Below are 14,907 nucleotides of genomic sequence, written 5' to 3' on the forward strand. Positions count from 1 at the left end.
ACTTTTAAATTCAACTAACTATAAAACAATATTTATGGATCAATCTGAAATCCTTAAGCCGGAGCAATTAGACGCTGCTCAGAAAGGCCATCCAAAAGGATTATATGTACTGTTCGCTACCGAGATGTGGGAACGTTTCAATTACTACGGTATGCGGGCTATTTTGGTGCTTTTTATGACCAAAGCCTTATTATTTGACAAAGCGTTTGCGTCAAATTTATACGGAAGTTATACAGGTCTTGTATACCTGACTCCACTAATCGGTGGTTTTATCGCCGACAGATACTGGGGAAACAGACGATCTATTGTAACCGGAGGTATACTGATGGCATTGGGAGAGCTGATTATGTTCGGCTGTGCTTCCCTTTATCATACGATGCCTGATATTTCAACCTTCTTATTCTTTACAGGCTTAGGCTTCATGATTTCGGGTAATGGTTTCTTTAAACCAAACATATCTTCGATGGTTGGTCAGCTTTATCCTAAGAGTGACCGGCGCATTGATGCTGCTTACACGATTTTTTATATGGGAATCAATGTTGGTGGTGCACTGGGCCCTTTTATCTGCGGATATTTTGGTGATACTGGTAATCCTGCAGATTTTAAATGGGCTTTCCTTGCTGCGGCAATCGCGATGGCTATTGGGGTTATTGTTTTCATCAACTTCAGAGATAAGTATGTTCGTGATCCAAATGGAGATCTTTTAGGCTTAAAGCCAGCTAATCCTGGTGATAAAAAAGTTTCACCAGTTCTGGTTTATCTGGGTTTATTTGCTTTTTCTGCATTATGCGTGGGTATGTTATATATCGATGCTAAAATTGTGAGTTATTTAAGCTACCTGCTGATCATTGCAGTAGTTGGTATTGCTATCATGATTTTCACAGATAAAACACTTTCGAAGATTGAGAAGAAAAAGATATCAGTAATTTTTATAGTTGCTTTCTTCGTTTTATTTTTCTGGAGTGCATTTGAACAGGCTGGAGCTTCATTAACGTTTTTTGCAGAAGAACAGACACAAAGAAATTTAGGTTTCTTCACAGTGCCTTCTAGCTGGTTCCAATCTTTAAATTCCATTTTCGTAGTTGTCTTTGCGCCGGTATTTGCCTGGTTATGGATTAAATTGGGCAGAAAAGAACCTTCTGCTCCCACCAAAATGGCATTGGGTTTAATGTTGCTTGCCTTAGGATACCTGGTTATTGCAACTGGTGTTAAAGATGTTGGTGCAGGGATCAAGGTAAGTATGATTTACCTGATTGGTATGTACGCTTTCCATACCTGGGGTGAGTTATGTCTTTCTCCTATCGGGTTATCATTGGTAAATAAGCTTTCTCCGCTAAAACTTTCTTCTCTTTTAATGGCAGTATGGTTCCTTGCAAATGCAGGTGCAAACGTACTGGCAGGAAAATTAAGTTCTAAATATCCTGAAGAGGAGGCCAAAGTAGCAGAATATAAGGTTAGTCCTTTGGTATTAACAAATAGTGCGATTGATTGGCAACAGGTTGCTAATAACAAAAAGAATATTCAGCAGTGGGATTTGAGTACTGTTAAAAAGAATGCTCATTCACTTAGTCCTGATTCTTTAGTAGCACTTTCAATTACTAAGGTTCAACAGGCAGTTACTATTGATACGAATAAAATTAACAGAATTGCTCCCAGAAAATTAGATGAGGCAGAAATTGCGAAATTAGCTGTTGCTGGTGAAAAGGAAGGTAAATTCTTATTGGGTACAAATGCAGCTCAAACTGAGGTTTATATTATTAAAGGTAGTGACAAGACTGCTTCTATAGTAGAGGTTTACAATCTTAATCCTGAGAAACCTGATTTCATGGGTTATACGATCAAAAATCTATATGATTTCTTTATGTTGTTTGTAGTGATGGCGGGTATTGCTTCGGTGATCTTGTTTTTCATTACCAAATGGTTACAGAAAACAATGAATGCGACTTCTTAGTTAGGAAATATTATAAATGAAAGGCTGTAGTTTTTGAAACTACGGCCTTTTTTTATGAACGGATTTATTGTTAAGGGATGTTAAATGATTTGATAATTAGGTTAATTTCAATTTTAATCAATATTTTCGCCAATATTTTATTACCATTTATTCTACACACGTGTCAGACAGCCTAGTCATTATCCCTACCTATAACGAAAAAGAAAATATTGAGAAGATTATCCGTAAGGTTTTTAACCTGAGTTTTTCTTTTGAGGTTTTAATTATTGATGATGGGTCGCCTGATGGAACGGCTGATATTGTAAAGAGGTTACAGTTGGAGTTTCCTGGTTTACATATGGAGCAAAGAACTGGTAAACTGGGTTTAGGAACTGCTTATATCCATGGTTTTAAGTGGGCGTTACAGCGTTCTTATAACTACATTTTTGAGATGGATGCTGATTTTTCTCATAATCCTGATGATTTATTTGCGTTAAGGGAGGCTTGTGCAGGCGGTGCTGATGTGGCTATTGGTTCTCGTTATGTGAGGGGGGTTAATGTGGTAAACTGGCCGATGAGCAGGGTATTGATGTCATATTTTGCTTCAATGTATGTGAGGTTGATTACCAGGATCAATATTCAGGATGCTACTGCTGGTTTTAAGTGTTATAGGCGGGTAGTTTTAGAAACAATTCCTTTTGATAAGATCAGGTTTGTAGGGTATGCGTTTCAGATTGAAATGAAGTTTACAGCTATAAAGTATGGTTTTAATGTGGTTGAGGTACCAATTATATTTACGGATAGAACGGAAGGAACTTCAAAAATGAGTACAAGGATTTTCAGAGAGGCTTTTGTCGGGGTTATTCAAATGAAGGTTACGAGTTGGTTTAGAAGTTACAAGAGATAGATCAAAAAAAGATAGACAAAAAAGATAGACCAAAAAAAGATAGATCAAAAAAAGGGATATGCACCCTTCTGACGGAATTCCCTGAAGTGGGAATCATTGTCAGAAGGGTACATATCCCTTTTTTTGATTACTAAAGGTTTTTCCACCTGGAGAAATTGATTACACTGCATTTTTATTGCTTCGCATCATTTCAGAGAAATTTTGCTGCTTATCCATAGCGATGACAATTTGTGTAAGCCGCTTGATACGGGTAGTTTCTGTTTTAGCGGTGTTGAGCCAGTTGATGTAATAGTTCTGGTGGGATTTGGGAAGATTAAGAAAGTTTTCTAAAAAATGTCTTTCTTCCAGCAGACAGAGTTCCAGATCTTCTGGCATTTCTATTTTGAAGGTTTTATCTTCTTCGAGTTGCAAATTAAGTTTTGCGCCTTCTTCTTTTTTTAATTGTTTGCGTATGCCGGAATTCAGGGCAAGAATAAAGTCTCCCTCCCCCATGGGTATGAATGACAAGCCTGCTACAGGAAGTTCGTCGAGAAATCCTTTAACACGAAAGCTCTTACGGCAATCAGGTTTGATTTGATTGGCAATATCCTTTGGAATAGCCACGAATGTCCATCCGGTTTTTTCACCCATTTTGGAGAAGCGTTCTATTTCTGATTCAAAAGTTATCATTTGTAAGCCAATTTCCAGGAGGTGCTTTAATCAATTTAAAGATAGCATTTTGGTTTAAAATTTCTCTTCCACGCCAAGGCCAAATAGTGCGAAATCGTATTTAACAGGATCTGAGGGATCGAATTTACGCAGTTCTGTAGTCAATTCTACGGCAGTTCGCCAGTCTGTTTGTTTACGGGTGATCAGATCAAGGCGACGGGCAACACGGTCTACATGGACGTCACATGGACAAATCAGATCTGCTGGGGAAATAGTTGTCCATACACCAAAGTCTACTCCTGTCTGGTCTTTGCGTACCATCCAGCGCAAAAACATATTCAGTCTTTTGCAGGTGGATTTTTGAGTGGGTGAAGAGATGTGTTTAACGGTTCTGCGGGGAGAATCCGGAAGACTAAAAAAGTAGGTACGGAAATGGTTCAGGGCGTGTTCAGCAGTGAAACTTTCCAGCTGGCCGAAATTTACTGGCAGGAAGGCTGTTTCCAGGCTGTCTGAAAGCGTGTAATGATGTTTAAAAAAGGAGATGAAGTAAAGAAGATCGGTATCATTAAAAGTCCTGTGCTTGAAGTTTAATAGCCGGCGCAAATCTTCATCGCCGTGATGCAGCATGAAGTTATAAGGGTCGTTGTCCATCCGGTCAAAGAGATCAGTGCATTTATTTATAATGGTTTTACGCTGCCCCCAGGCCAAAACTGCAGCAAAGAATGCAGCAATTTCAATGTCTTGTTTTTTAGAAAAGCGATGTGGGATGCAGATTGGATCATTTGTGATAAAGTCGGGCCTGTTATATTGCGCAACTTTAATGTCCAGAAAATCCTTTAGTTCTAAAAATTCCAATGGTTTTTAGTTATAAAAGCCAGTTTAAAAGATTTAAACTGGCTTTATATGTTTGTAATAATTTATGAATTGGTGATAAAGAGCTGCCTGATTAACTCAGGGCCTGAGCTAAATCAGCTAAAAGATCATCGATATCTTCTACTCCAACACTCAGACGCAACAGGTTATCTGTTACACCTACTTTTTCACGTTCCTCTTTAGGGATTGAACCGTGAGTCATGGTAGTTGGGTGATTGATCAGTGATTCAACTCCACCTAATGATTCTGCTAAAGTGAATACTTTGAAAGATGAAGCTACTCTGAATGTTTCTGCCAGATCGGCACCTTTAAGGGTGATAGAAACCATTCCACCAAAACCACGCATCTGCTTTTTCGCAATGTCATGGTTAGGATGATCTTCAAAACCCGGCCAGTAGATCTTATCAATCTTAGGATGGGTTTTAAGGAAACGCGCAACTTTCTCGCCATTTTCGCAATGTGCTTTCATACGCAGGTGCAAAGTTTTAATACCTCTTAATACAAGGAAAGCGTCTTGCGGACCTGGAGTTGCCCCACAAGCGTTATAGATAAACCAAAGGTCTTTGTACAATTGTTCATCATTCAATAATAAAGCACCCATCACTACATCAGAGTGACCGCCAATGTATTTAGTCACAGAGTGCATCACAATATCAGCTCCCAGATCAATCGGGTTCTGTAAATATGGAGAAGCAAAAGTGTTGTCTACAGTCAGGATCAATCCTTTTTCTTTAGTAATTTTAGCTACGCCTTCAATGTCAATAATCTGCATGGTTGGGTTGGTAGGTGTTTCAATCCAAACCAGCTTGGTTTTATCATTGATATATGGCAGCATATTCTCTGGTTTTGACAGATCCAGGAAATGAAATTTAATGCCATATTTTGCATATACTTTTGTAAAGATACGGTACGAGCCTCCGTAAAGATCGTTACCTGTAATTACCTCATCACCTGGTTGCAACAAACGCAAAACAGTATCTGTAGCACCCATCCCCGAAGAGAAAGCCATACCATATTTTGCATTTTCAAGTGCAGCAAGACAATTTTCCAATGCCTGACGGGTCGGATTTGTTCCTCTCGAATATTCAAAGCCCTGGTGCTCACCCGGCGATTTTTGCCAGTAGGTAGAGGTTTGATAGATTGGAGTCATCACTGCTCCTGTTGTTGGATCAGGTTCCTGACCTGCATGTATGGCTTTAGTTGCAAATTTCATGTTGCTCTTTTTTAAATTTTTGATGCCTGAAGCTTAATAAGCACGGGCGAATAAAACGCGTTGAACAGAGGGTTTACCTGAATAAATACAGATTCCGTCTTCTAACTTATTATCTAACGGTATACATCTGATTGTAGCCTTCGTTTCTTCTTTTATTTTTTGTTCTGTTTCTGGCGTACCATCCCAATGTGCAGAAATAAATCCACCTTTGTTGTCTAAAAGGTCTTTTAATTCGTCATAAGTGTTCGCAATCGTTATATGTTCTTTTCTGTAATCGAAAGCTTTTTTATAGATGTTCTCCTGAATTTCATCCAATAACTGAACGATATAAATATCCAGACCTTCCTGTTTTACTGTTTTCTTCTCCCCGGTATCTCTTCTGGCCAGTTCGACAGTACCATTTTCAAGATCTCTGCCACCAATAGCCAGGCGCACTGGTACTCCTTTTAATTCATATTCTGCGAATTTGAACCCGGGACGTTGAGAATCTCTGTTGTCATATTTTACAGAAATGCCCAGTTTTTTAAGTTTAGGCGTTAGTTCGTTAACATAAGCAGTAATATTATTAAAGTCGTCGTCATTTCTGTAAATAGGTATAATAACAACTTGTATAGGGGCTAACATAGGAGGTAAAACCAAACCTGAATCGTCACTATGCGCCATGATTAATGCACCAATCATACGCGTTGAAACACCCCATGAGCTTGCCCATACGTGATCAATTTTACCTTCTTTATTGGTAAACTTCACATCAAATGCTTTGGCGAAATTCTGGCCCAAAAAGTGAGAAGTACCTGCCTGTAAAGCTTTTCCATCCTGCATCAATGCCTCGATACAATAAGTATCCAATGCGCCTGCAAAACGCTCATTAGCTGTTTTCACGCCCTTAACTACTGGCAAAGCCATCCATTTCTCAGCAAAATCGGCATATACATCAAGCATTTGCTTTGTTTCTGCTACTGCTTCCTCAGAGGTTGCATGTGCTGTGTGACCTTCCTGCCATAAAAACTCTGTAGTACGCAGAAAAAGACGTGTACGCATTTCCCATCTCACTACGTTTGCCCATTGGTTAATCAGCAAAGGCAAATCACGGTATGACTGCACCCATCCTCTGAAAGTATTCCATATAATGGTTTCTGAAGTTGGTCTGACGATCAGTTCCTCTTCTAATTTCGCTTCCGGATCAACAATAATATTGCCCTCTCCGTCATTTTTAAGACGGTAATGTGTCACAACTGCACATTCTGTTGCAAAGCCTTCTACATGCGCTGCCTCTTTAGAAAAAAATGACTTAGGAATGAATAAAGGAAAATAGGCATTACTGTGCCCTGTATCTTTAAATTTCTGGTCTAAAACAGCCTGCATTTTCTCCCAAATGGAATAGCCATAGGGCTTTATCACCATACATCCTTTTACAGCGGAATGTTCTGCCAGATCGGCTTTCATAACAATGTCGTTATACCACTGGGAATAATCCTCGTTTTTACTTGTAATACCTTTGCTCATAACTGTTTGGAACGTTTATTGTGTTAAATAACTTGCATGCTAGGCTACAAATTTATAAATTTATGCCTACAAAAAAACTGTTTACACACACAAAGAACTCACATATTATGAAACCTAACCATTTATTTCACAGCATGCTGGTTGTTACGGCTCTCGCCGTGTCCTCCTGCTCTGCTCCTCAAATGGCCCAGCAAACTCGTCATAATGACGATGTTTATGGTTCAACAGCGAAAGCGGTAGAGTATACCGCACCTGAGCGCACCTATTCGTCGCAATCAGTAAATGACGGATATAACGATAATGATGATTATTATGGCAGCAGCGATTTATATGCTGACATGGATTATTCTTCCCGTATCAACAGATTTTATTATGGCAGCCCTTACAGAAGTTATTATGATCCTTTTTATTATGATGGATTTTATGGCGGCGGTTACTCTCCTTATTACTCAGGATTAGGCTTTGGAATGGGATTCGGTAATGGTTACTATGGTAGTTCATGGGGTTTAGGCTTTGGCTACGGTGGTGGATTTTACTCTCCTTTTTATTCTCCATGGGGATGGGGCGGCGGTTATGGCGGACTATGGGGCGGAGGCTTCTATGGTGGCGGTTACTACGGCGGAGGCTGGGGTGGCGGTTACTACCGGTCTAACAGCATCTACAGACCAGCTTACAGCAGAGATACCAGAAGCAGTGGCAATGGTAACTATTCAGGAAGAGCGACCAGTTACGGCAGCAGGGGCAACTACAACGGTTCAGGCGTAAGCAGATCAAATCCTGACGGAAACAGAAACTATGGAAACAGCAGAGCTGATGGTTATGGAAACGGCAGAAACAGCGGCTACAGCAGAAGCGGTGACAGATCATCTTACGGCCAGTCTTCTACAAGACCCGACAGATCATCTCAAAGCTATACTCCTCAGCAAAGAGGAAATAGTGAAAGATCATCTTATTCGCCAAGTCAAAGCAGATCATCAGGCGGTAGCTATGGTGGCGGTGGCGGCGGTGGTGGCAGATCATCAGGCGGTGGCGGCGGCGGACGCAGTGGTAGAAACTAAAACTTATATGTATTTAATATCTAAATGAAAAAATTCATAAAAATCTTAGTAGTGGCTATAGTAGGCACTACAGGTAATATCTATGCCCAAAGCATCTACGCAGGTGATGCTTTAAGGTTCTCACGAACTGACTATGGAAGTTCAGCACGTTTCAAAGGTTTAGGAAACGCGCAAACAAGTTTGGGCGGAGACATCAGTTCTATTGGCGGTAACCCTGCTGGTTTAGGAATGTTTACCCGCTCAGAATTCAGTGTAACACCAGAATTTAATATTATACAGGCAAATTCAAACTACCTGGGCAAAAACACAAATACTTCTAAAGACAAGTTTAATTTAAACCAGGCAGCAGCTGTATGGTACAATCCGGTTGTCAGACCAAAAGGCAGTAATTTAAATAAAGGTGTAGTTAGTTTGGTTTTTGGTATTGGTTATAACAGGAACAATGACTTTAGTATCGAGAATAACTATTCAGGCACAAACACACAGAGTTCTATCGCTACAGACTGGGCTCAGCGTGCAAGCGGATATACTCCGGGAAGCCTGAATCAGGGAAGTATCGAAAAAGCAGCATTTGACAATTACCTGATTGACAAAGTAAAGGGTACTACTGATCAGTACATACCAGCTACCTCAGCTAATAATAATACACAAAGCCAGAATGAAGTTCGCCGCGGTTCAACATCTGAACTGAATTTCTCAGGAGCAATGAATATCTCTAACAACCTTTACCTGGGTGCTAGTATTGGCTTTGTAAACGTACGTTATGAAACAAGTTCTGCTTATTCAGAAACAGGGACTATTGTGAATAACCCATTTGATGCTACTGATAAATTTAATCAGAAAAATCCATATGCAGGAACTACTTATAATCTGCTTAACATGGTAAACAGCAATACAAGCGGAGCAGGTATTACAGGAAGGTTAGGTTTAATTTACAAACCTGTTGAAGCGGTAAGATTAGGAGCTACTTTCCAGGCACCAACATGGATGCATATGGAAGTAAATTCAAGTGAGACACTAGACACTCGTTTTTCCGGCGGTACTCAATTACCATTAGGTGATTACATGAATACTAACTTCAACTATAATGTAAGAACACCTTATAAAGGTTCATTGGGAGCTAGTTTTATTATTGGTCAAAATGCATTGTTAACCGCTGACGTTGATTATGTAGATTATAAATCTACCAAACTTTCGGAAAGCGATGGTTACCCTGCTGATATTATCAGCAATAACAAATTCATTCAAAAAGAGTACACTAGTGCTGTTAACTTCAGAGTCGGTGGAGAATATAAAATCGACCTGTTCAGTTTAAGAGCTGGTTACGGTTACAGCGGTACACCTTATAAAGTAGATCCAGGTAATTTATCTGCTATCAAATCTTACTCTGGTGGTATTGGTTACCGTATCAATCAATACTATGTGGATTTAGCTTATCAGCGTATAGAAACTAATAACTTCTTTAATCCTTATTATCTGGATGATAGTTCTCAACCAATTGCATCTACAAAAGTGGCAAGAAATAATATCTTCATGACCGTTGGTGTTAGATTCTAAATATAAAAACATGAAAAAGCCCTTGCTGAAATTCAGCAAGGGCTTTTTCATATCATAGAAAATCAAATTTTAAATCTTTCTATTCTTTGCTCTACTTCAGGATCTTTAATCAGTTCAGGCGCATGATGTGGCTTTTTCCTGGCATCGATAATTAAAGGGCCGGTACAGCCCCAGTGTTTGTTTGTCGTGAACTCTCCTACCCCGTGGATATCTACCGCAGGATTACTTCTGGTAAAAGTTACCCAGACAAAGTTATTGATTGTCTCAGCTGTAAATTTGGCATCATCACACAACACAATTAAAGCGATTCCATCCAGGTTCTGATCCTTTAACTGAAGATTCAGTGTTGCTACTGCAATAGCTGCCGCTGCAGCAGTAGTATATTGATCAGCACTAATCGCCAGCACCCCTGGCATCACAAAATGATAAGCGCCAAACGATACCGGTAATGCAAAATCAGCAGGCAACTCTTCAGACAATATTCTTTTGATATCCCCCGCAGCAGCTAATACAACTTTAGAACCACTGTTCAAACCTTCACCGCTATAATCCAGGGTATCAATTGTTGTTTCGGTATGGAAATGCAGATCCCGCTTTAAATCTATACGTGATAAGATATGAGTTAAGAAAACTTCAATATCATGAGTATCCAGAGCTTCATTATCTTCCCGCGCTGCTATAAAAACATACTTTGCTAAACTCAGCTGGTTTTTACCCAGAATATGGTTTGCAATTGTCAGTATTTCCTGCGGTCTGCGCTCCTTAAGAAATGGAGTATATCTTTCACTGCCAATTGCAAACAACAACGGATGTACTCCGGCTGCATCTACTGCATTGACTTCTTTCAGTCCATGTATTTCCTGTGGCAATGCAGATCCTGTAATTTCATGAATTAATGCACCAAAGCTGGTATCCTCCTGAGGCGGGCGGCCAACAACTGTAAATGACCAGATCGCATCTTCCTTATGATATACGTTATGTACTTTCATTAAAGGGAAGGGATGAGTGAGGCTATAATAACCTAAATGATCGCCAAACGGGCCTTCCGGTTTATTTTCTTGTGGATAAACTGTTCCGGTGATAATAAAATCAGCATCAGCTGATAAGCAAAATCCTTCCTCGTCATAAAAATAACGGAAACGACGGTTACCCAATGCGCCTGCAAATGTCATTTCCGACAAACCTTCTGGCAATGGCATTACTGCTGCAAGCGGATGCGAAGGTGGCCCGCCCACAAAAATACTTACTTTTAGTGGTACTCCTTTTGCATTAGCCTTAGACTGATGTACGCCTATCCCTCTGTGGATCTGATAATGCAATCCAATTTCTTTATCTTTTATATAATCATTTCCAGCAAGCTGAATCCGGTACATGCCGAGGTTAGCATTGAATATCCCGGGCTTATTTACATCTTCTGTATAAACCTGTGGCATTGTAACAAAAGGCCCGCCGTCCATCGGCCAGTTCACAATCTGTGGTAACTGGCTAATTGTTGTTTTTTTAAATGCAGTCTTAAATAAACGTTGCTGTAATGGCAAAGCCGAAATAGCTGTAAGACCAGCACCAGCAAATTTAAATGGGTTTCTGAGCGCCTTTATAGGATCAGAACGCAAATCTACCAGCTGGCTTACACGGGGTAAACTATCCCGAAACATAAACTTGGATCTTTCCAAAGTTCCGAATAAATTAGAGACTGCCGGAAATGGGCTTCCTTTAATATTTTCAAAGAATAATGCAGGGCCTTTTTGTTCATACACTCTTAAATGTATGGCTGCCATTTCCAAATAAGGATCTACCTCTTCTCTGATACGGAGTAAATGACCATGTTTTTCTAAATCAGCCACACATTCGGCTAAGCTTTTATATCCCATCTGGATCAAAGGTATTAAGATTTCTGATTTGTAAAGGTCATTAAAAGAGAAAAACCATACTCAGGGCATGGTTTTTCAATTATTAAACGAAGAGCATATGCCCTATTATTTTTTACCAGCAAATGAACGTAACATCCAGGTATTTTTCTCTTTAAACTGCATAAAACGGTTCACCATATCATTGGTACCATCATCACCTGCTGCCGAAGTAGCCTCTAACAAATCACGTTCTAATTGAATTAAATGTGCCATATCTTCTAATACAGCATCAACCATAGCTAAATCCTGTAAACCAATTGTATTGATTTCTTTAATTCCTGATTCTTTAATATAATCTTCAAAACGGCTGTGTGGTGGTTTTCCTAAAGTTAAAACACGTTCAGCAATTTCATCGATAGTCAATTGTGCATTCGTATATAATTCTTCAAATTTAAGGTGCAGTGTGAAAAAATTCTGACCTTTGATATTCCAGTGACATCCTCTTAGCTTTTGATAATGAATATGATAGTTTGCAAGATAATCATTCAGCAGATCTACTACTGGCTTAACTTGTTTTTCACTCAAACTAATTTCTTTTGCGTCCATAATGTATTTTTATTTAATTTGTGGATTGTTAATCTATGACAGAATAACATTTACAGGCATTAAATGGTTTTGAAAAAAAACTATATGATACAATAGAGACATATAATTGTCGTTTAATACTCAGAATTGAGGCTCTTATATATTATTCGTATAATTGCCTAATTAATCATTCACAAGAACGTTAATGCAAAAATTATATATACCGTTATTATTTGGCCTTATCCTGAACGTATCAGCAGTTAAGGCTAATAAGCTAAGAGATTCCATAGGTGTTGAGAATCTGAATGGCAAAAAGCTTATTTTACACCAGGTTGCCGCTAAAGACACTTATTACTCCCTTGGGAGAAGATATAATGTAAGCCCGAAGGAAATCATCGCTTACAATGAGAATAAATTCCTCTCTATCGGAGTTTTGATCAAAGTCCCAACGAATCTACCTTTCTCAGGCCCTGCTACAGTTCCTGCAGCAAAAACAGCGACCACTAAGCACACTACTGAACCTGCTAAACAGGCAGCGATCGTAAATAAGCCTGCAGAGAACACTCCTGATCAGGGAAATTCAGAATTTACAGAACATGCGGTTCAACCCAAAGAAAACTTAATGATGCTGGCCAGACAATATGGTACAACAGTAGCAGACATTAAACGGATCAATGAACTGAAGACTATTAATCTTAAAATTGGCCAGATACTAAAAATGCCGGTAAAGGCTGGAGCAGAAACAACTTCTTCAACGCCGGTACAGACTGTTCAGGCCAAACCAGCAGTGACTACCCCGGTTACCCCTGCACATCCAACACCTCAGCCAGCACCAGTTACGGTTCAGGAGAAAAAACCTGAAATTGTAAAAAAATCAGAAACACCTGTGGTTAAATCTGAGCCTGTTACACCGGCAAATCAGGGTACTCCGGATAAGAATCAATTCTTAGAACATATAGTGGCTTCGAATGAAACCATGTACTCTATTGCCACCAGGTATAACCTGACCCTTGACCAGTTAAAAGCTAAAAATAATTTAACGACCAATTCTCTTTATGTTGGTCAGAAACTATTGATAAACGGGCAGTATCCTGTTAAAAATGAGCGATCTAATGACTCAGACCCAAAAGATGCTGACAGTGTAGAATCTGTTAAAAACCCTTCTTTAAGATTACCGGCCAGCCGTTACGGACTGAGTCAGATGGATGAAAAAGGTGCTGGTGTCTGGATCACAGATAAAGATTTAGACTCTTCAAAAATGCTGGTACTGCACCGTACTGCACCTATCGGAACCATCATGAAAATTACCAATCCGATGAGCAACAGATCTACGTTTGCGAAGGTTGTTGGTAAATTTACTGAGAATGAGTCCACAAAAGATGTTATTATTGTAGTCACAAAAGCGGTAGCCGATGCATTGGGCGCATTGGACAAAAGGTTTTTGTGCAATTTAACGTACAGTGGACAAGCGAATGAACAATAACAAACCCTATATAATAGGTGTTGCCGGAGGTAGTGGTTCAGGAAAAACATTCTTTTTAAAGTGTTTTCTCCACCATTTCAGTACAGAGGAAGTATGTTTAATCTCCCAGGATGATTATTACAAACCAATTGGAGAACAAAAAGTAGATGATAACGGATGGGTCAATTTTGACCTGCCGGAGGGAATTGATGACTCCAAATTACTGGAAGATTTAAAATTGCTGATTGACGGTAAGTCAATCTCAAGAAAAGAATATACTTTCAACATTAATGAGGAAAGCGCACGTTTAATGAATATAACAAGTGCACCAATTATTATCGTAGAAGGTTTATTTGTATTTCATTACCCAGAGTTGTCTCAATTATTTGACCTGAAAATATTCATGGATGCAGATGAAGAAATCACACTTAACCGCAGAATCTCAAGAGATGAGATAGAACGTGGTTATACCCGTGATATGATTATGTACCAATGGGTTAACCACGTTATGCCTGCTTACAAACAATTTCTGCTTCCTTATAAAGAATCTTGTCAGAAAATTATCATTAACAATAAGCATGTGGCAGAAGATATTATTGCCACTTCTAAAGAGATATCAGACGAATTAAAAGAAACTGTTCTGAGTTCACAGCGATCAGTTTAGATCCATTTCTTTCACATCTGCCTCAGCAAACAACTTTCCTGAGGTAGATTGTTTAATAAAGTCAACGCTTACACCCGGTGCTCTTTCAATTAATCTGAAACCGCCCTCTGGTAAAATATCAAGCACTGCCAATTCTGTAACTACTTTCCTGATACAATTTACACCTGTTAAAGGCAAACTGCATTTTGGTAATAATTTACTTTCCCCTGCTTTATTGATATGCTGCATCGCTACAATAATATTTTTTGCTGAAGCTACTAAATCCATTGCGCCCCCCATTCCTTTTACCATTTTTCCAGGGATTTTCCAGTTGGCAATATCTCCGTTTTCAGAAACTTCCATTGCACCTAATATGGTCAGGTCAATTTTCTGACTTCTGATCATACCAAAGCTCATCGCTGAATCGAAAATTGAAGAACCAGGTAAAGTAGTAATGGTTTGTTTGCCTGCGTTGATCATATCAGCATCCTCTTCACCTTCAAAAGGAAAAGGGCCCATACCCAGCAAACCATTTTCGGATTGCAGTACAACATTGATTCCATCAGGGATATAATTTGCGACCAGTGTAGGAATACCAATTCCTAAATTCACATAGTAACCGTCTTTTATTTCTTTAGCGATACGTCTCGCAATTCCGTTCTTATCTAACATAAA

General features: G+C 39.3%; 13 protein-coding genes. 6 read left to right on the forward strand and 7 right to left on the reverse strand.

The window, feature by feature from the left end; all coding sequences use genetic code 11:
* Positions 1-34: 34 nt before the first annotated feature.
* Positions 35-1,951 (forward strand): peptide MFS transporter, encoded by a 1,917-nt coding sequence (locus AB3G38_RS10485; protein ID WP_367868430.1) that lies wholly within the window; start codon positions 35-37, stop codon positions 1,949-1,951.
* Positions 1,952-2,111: 160 nt separating this feature from the next.
* Entirely contained in the window at positions 2,112-2,837 is a 726-nt protein-coding gene (locus AB3G38_RS10490) for a polyprenol monophosphomannose synthase (RefSeq protein WP_367868431.1), read from the forward strand.
* A 159-nt stretch (positions 2,838-2,996) separates the two neighbouring features.
* Here AB3G38_RS10490 and AB3G38_RS10495 read toward each other — a convergent pair whose 3' ends face one another.
* The 4 genes from AB3G38_RS10495 to proS all read right to left on the reverse strand — a co-directional run bounded on the left by AB3G38_RS10495 (position 2,997) and on the right by proS (position 7,077).
* Positions 2,997-3,506, reverse strand: a complete 510-nt coding sequence (locus tag AB3G38_RS10495; protein ID WP_367868432.1) for a DUF1905 domain-containing protein — start codon at positions 3,504-3,506, stop codon at positions 2,997-2,999.
* Positions 3,507-3,560: 54 nt separating this feature from the next.
* Positions 3,561-4,340 (reverse strand): TIGR02757 family protein, encoded by a 780-nt coding sequence (locus tag AB3G38_RS10500; RefSeq protein ID WP_367868433.1) that lies wholly within the window; start codon positions 4,338-4,340, stop codon positions 3,561-3,563.
* Positions 4,341-4,431: 91 nt separating this feature from the next.
* Entirely contained in the window at positions 4,432-5,571 is a 1,140-nt protein-coding gene (locus tag AB3G38_RS10505; RefSeq protein ID WP_183868106.1) for a cystathionine gamma-synthase, read from the reverse strand.
* A 33-nt stretch (positions 5,572-5,604) separates the two neighbouring features.
* A complete protein-coding gene (gene proS, locus AB3G38_RS10510) occupies positions 5,605-7,077 on the reverse strand; it encodes a proline--tRNA ligase (protein ID WP_367868434.1) in 1,473 nt (490 codons plus the stop codon).
* A 107-nt stretch (positions 7,078-7,184) separates the two neighbouring features.
* Between proS and AB3G38_RS10515 the strand changes: the two genes are divergently transcribed.
* A complete protein-coding gene (locus AB3G38_RS10515; protein WP_367868435.1) occupies positions 7,185-8,135 on the forward strand; it encodes a hypothetical protein in 951 nt (316 codons plus the stop codon).
* A 24-nt stretch (positions 8,136-8,159) separates the two neighbouring features.
* The gene (locus AB3G38_RS10520) at positions 8,160-9,692 is read left to right on the forward strand and encodes an OmpP1/FadL family transporter (RefSeq protein ID WP_367868436.1); all 1,533 of its coding nucleotides are present in this window, start codon (positions 8,160-8,162) and stop codon (positions 9,690-9,692) included.
* Between the two features lie 62 nt (positions 9,693-9,754).
* On the opposite strand, the gene AB3G38_RS10525 is transcribed toward AB3G38_RS10520, so the two are convergent.
* On the reverse strand, positions 9,755-11,563 hold the full coding sequence (locus tag AB3G38_RS10525; protein ID WP_367868437.1) for a UbiD family decarboxylase: 1,809 nt from the start codon (positions 11,561-11,563) through the stop codon (positions 9,755-9,757).
* A 105-nt stretch (positions 11,564-11,668) separates the two neighbouring features.
* Positions 11,669-12,148 (reverse strand): Dps family protein, encoded by a 480-nt coding sequence (locus AB3G38_RS10530; RefSeq protein WP_367868438.1) that lies wholly within the window; start codon positions 12,146-12,148, stop codon positions 11,669-11,671.
* A 184-nt stretch (positions 12,149-12,332) separates the two neighbouring features.
* Here AB3G38_RS10530 and AB3G38_RS10535 point away from each other — a divergent pair, with 184 nt between their 5' ends.
* Together AB3G38_RS10535 and AB3G38_RS10540 are read left to right on the forward strand one after the other, a co-directional pair.
* Complete coding sequence (locus AB3G38_RS10535; RefSeq protein WP_367868439.1) at positions 12,333-13,610, forward strand: LysM peptidoglycan-binding domain-containing protein; 1,278 nt, start codon at positions 12,333-12,335, stop codon at positions 13,608-13,610.
* Entirely contained in the window at positions 13,600-14,253 is a 654-nt protein-coding gene (locus AB3G38_RS10540) for a uridine kinase (protein WP_367868440.1), read from the forward strand. Before AB3G38_RS10535 ends, AB3G38_RS10540 begins: the two co-directional genes overlap by 11 nt.
* On the opposite strand, the gene AB3G38_RS10545 is transcribed toward AB3G38_RS10540, so the two are convergent.
* Positions 14,245-14,904 carry a CoA transferase subunit B gene (locus AB3G38_RS10545; RefSeq protein WP_367868441.1) on the reverse strand — a complete coding sequence of 220 codons (660 nt, stop codon included), beginning with the start codon at positions 14,902-14,904 and terminating at the stop codon, positions 14,245-14,247. The two genes, AB3G38_RS10540 and AB3G38_RS10545, sit on opposite strands and share 9 nt — an antisense overlap.
* Positions 14,905-14,907 lie beyond the last annotated feature (3 nt).

It is taken from the genome of Pedobacter sp. WC2423, from assembly GCF_040822065.1.
GTDB lineage: Bacteria > Bacteroidota > Bacteroidia > Sphingobacteriales > Sphingobacteriaceae > Pedobacter.

Excerpts from the sequence above, each read along its gene's own strand:
- AB3G38_RS10535 (WP_367868439.1), top strand. The coding sequence starts at position 12,333 with ATGCAAAAATTATATATACCGTTATTATTTGGCCTTATCCTGAACGTA.
- AB3G38_RS10545 (WP_367868441.1), bottom strand. The coding sequence starts at position 14,904 with ATGTTAGATAAGAACGGAATTGCGAGACGTATCGCTAAAGAAATAAAA.
- proS (WP_367868434.1), bottom strand. The coding sequence starts at position 7,077 with ATGAGCAAAGGTATTACAAGTAAAAACGAGGATTATTCCCAGTGGTAT.
- AB3G38_RS10485 (WP_367868430.1), top strand. The coding sequence starts at position 35 with ATGGATCAATCTGAAATCCTTAAGCCGGAGCAATTAGACGCTGCTCAG.
- AB3G38_RS10505 (WP_183868106.1), bottom strand. The coding sequence starts at position 5,571 with ATGAAATTTGCAACTAAAGCCATACATGCAGGTCAGGAACCTGATCCA.
- AB3G38_RS10520 (WP_367868436.1), top strand. The coding sequence starts at position 8,160 with ATGAAAAAATTCATAAAAATCTTAGTAGTGGCTATAGTAGGCACTACA.
- AB3G38_RS10525 (WP_367868437.1), bottom strand. The coding sequence starts at position 11,563 with ATGGGATATAAAAGCTTAGCCGAATGTGTGGCTGATTTAGAAAAACAT.
- AB3G38_RS10495 (WP_367868432.1), bottom strand. The coding sequence starts at position 3,506 with ATGATAACTTTTGAATCAGAAATAGAACGCTTCTCCAAAATGGGTGAA.
- AB3G38_RS10515 (WP_367868435.1), top strand. The coding sequence starts at position 7,185 with ATGAAACCTAACCATTTATTTCACAGCATGCTGGTTGTTACGGCTCTC.
- AB3G38_RS10540 (WP_367868440.1), top strand. The coding sequence starts at position 13,600 with ATGAACAATAACAAACCCTATATAATAGGTGTTGCCGGAGGTAGTGGT.
- AB3G38_RS10530 (WP_367868438.1), bottom strand. The coding sequence starts at position 12,148 with ATGGACGCAAAAGAAATTAGTTTGAGTGAAAAACAAGTTAAGCCAGTA.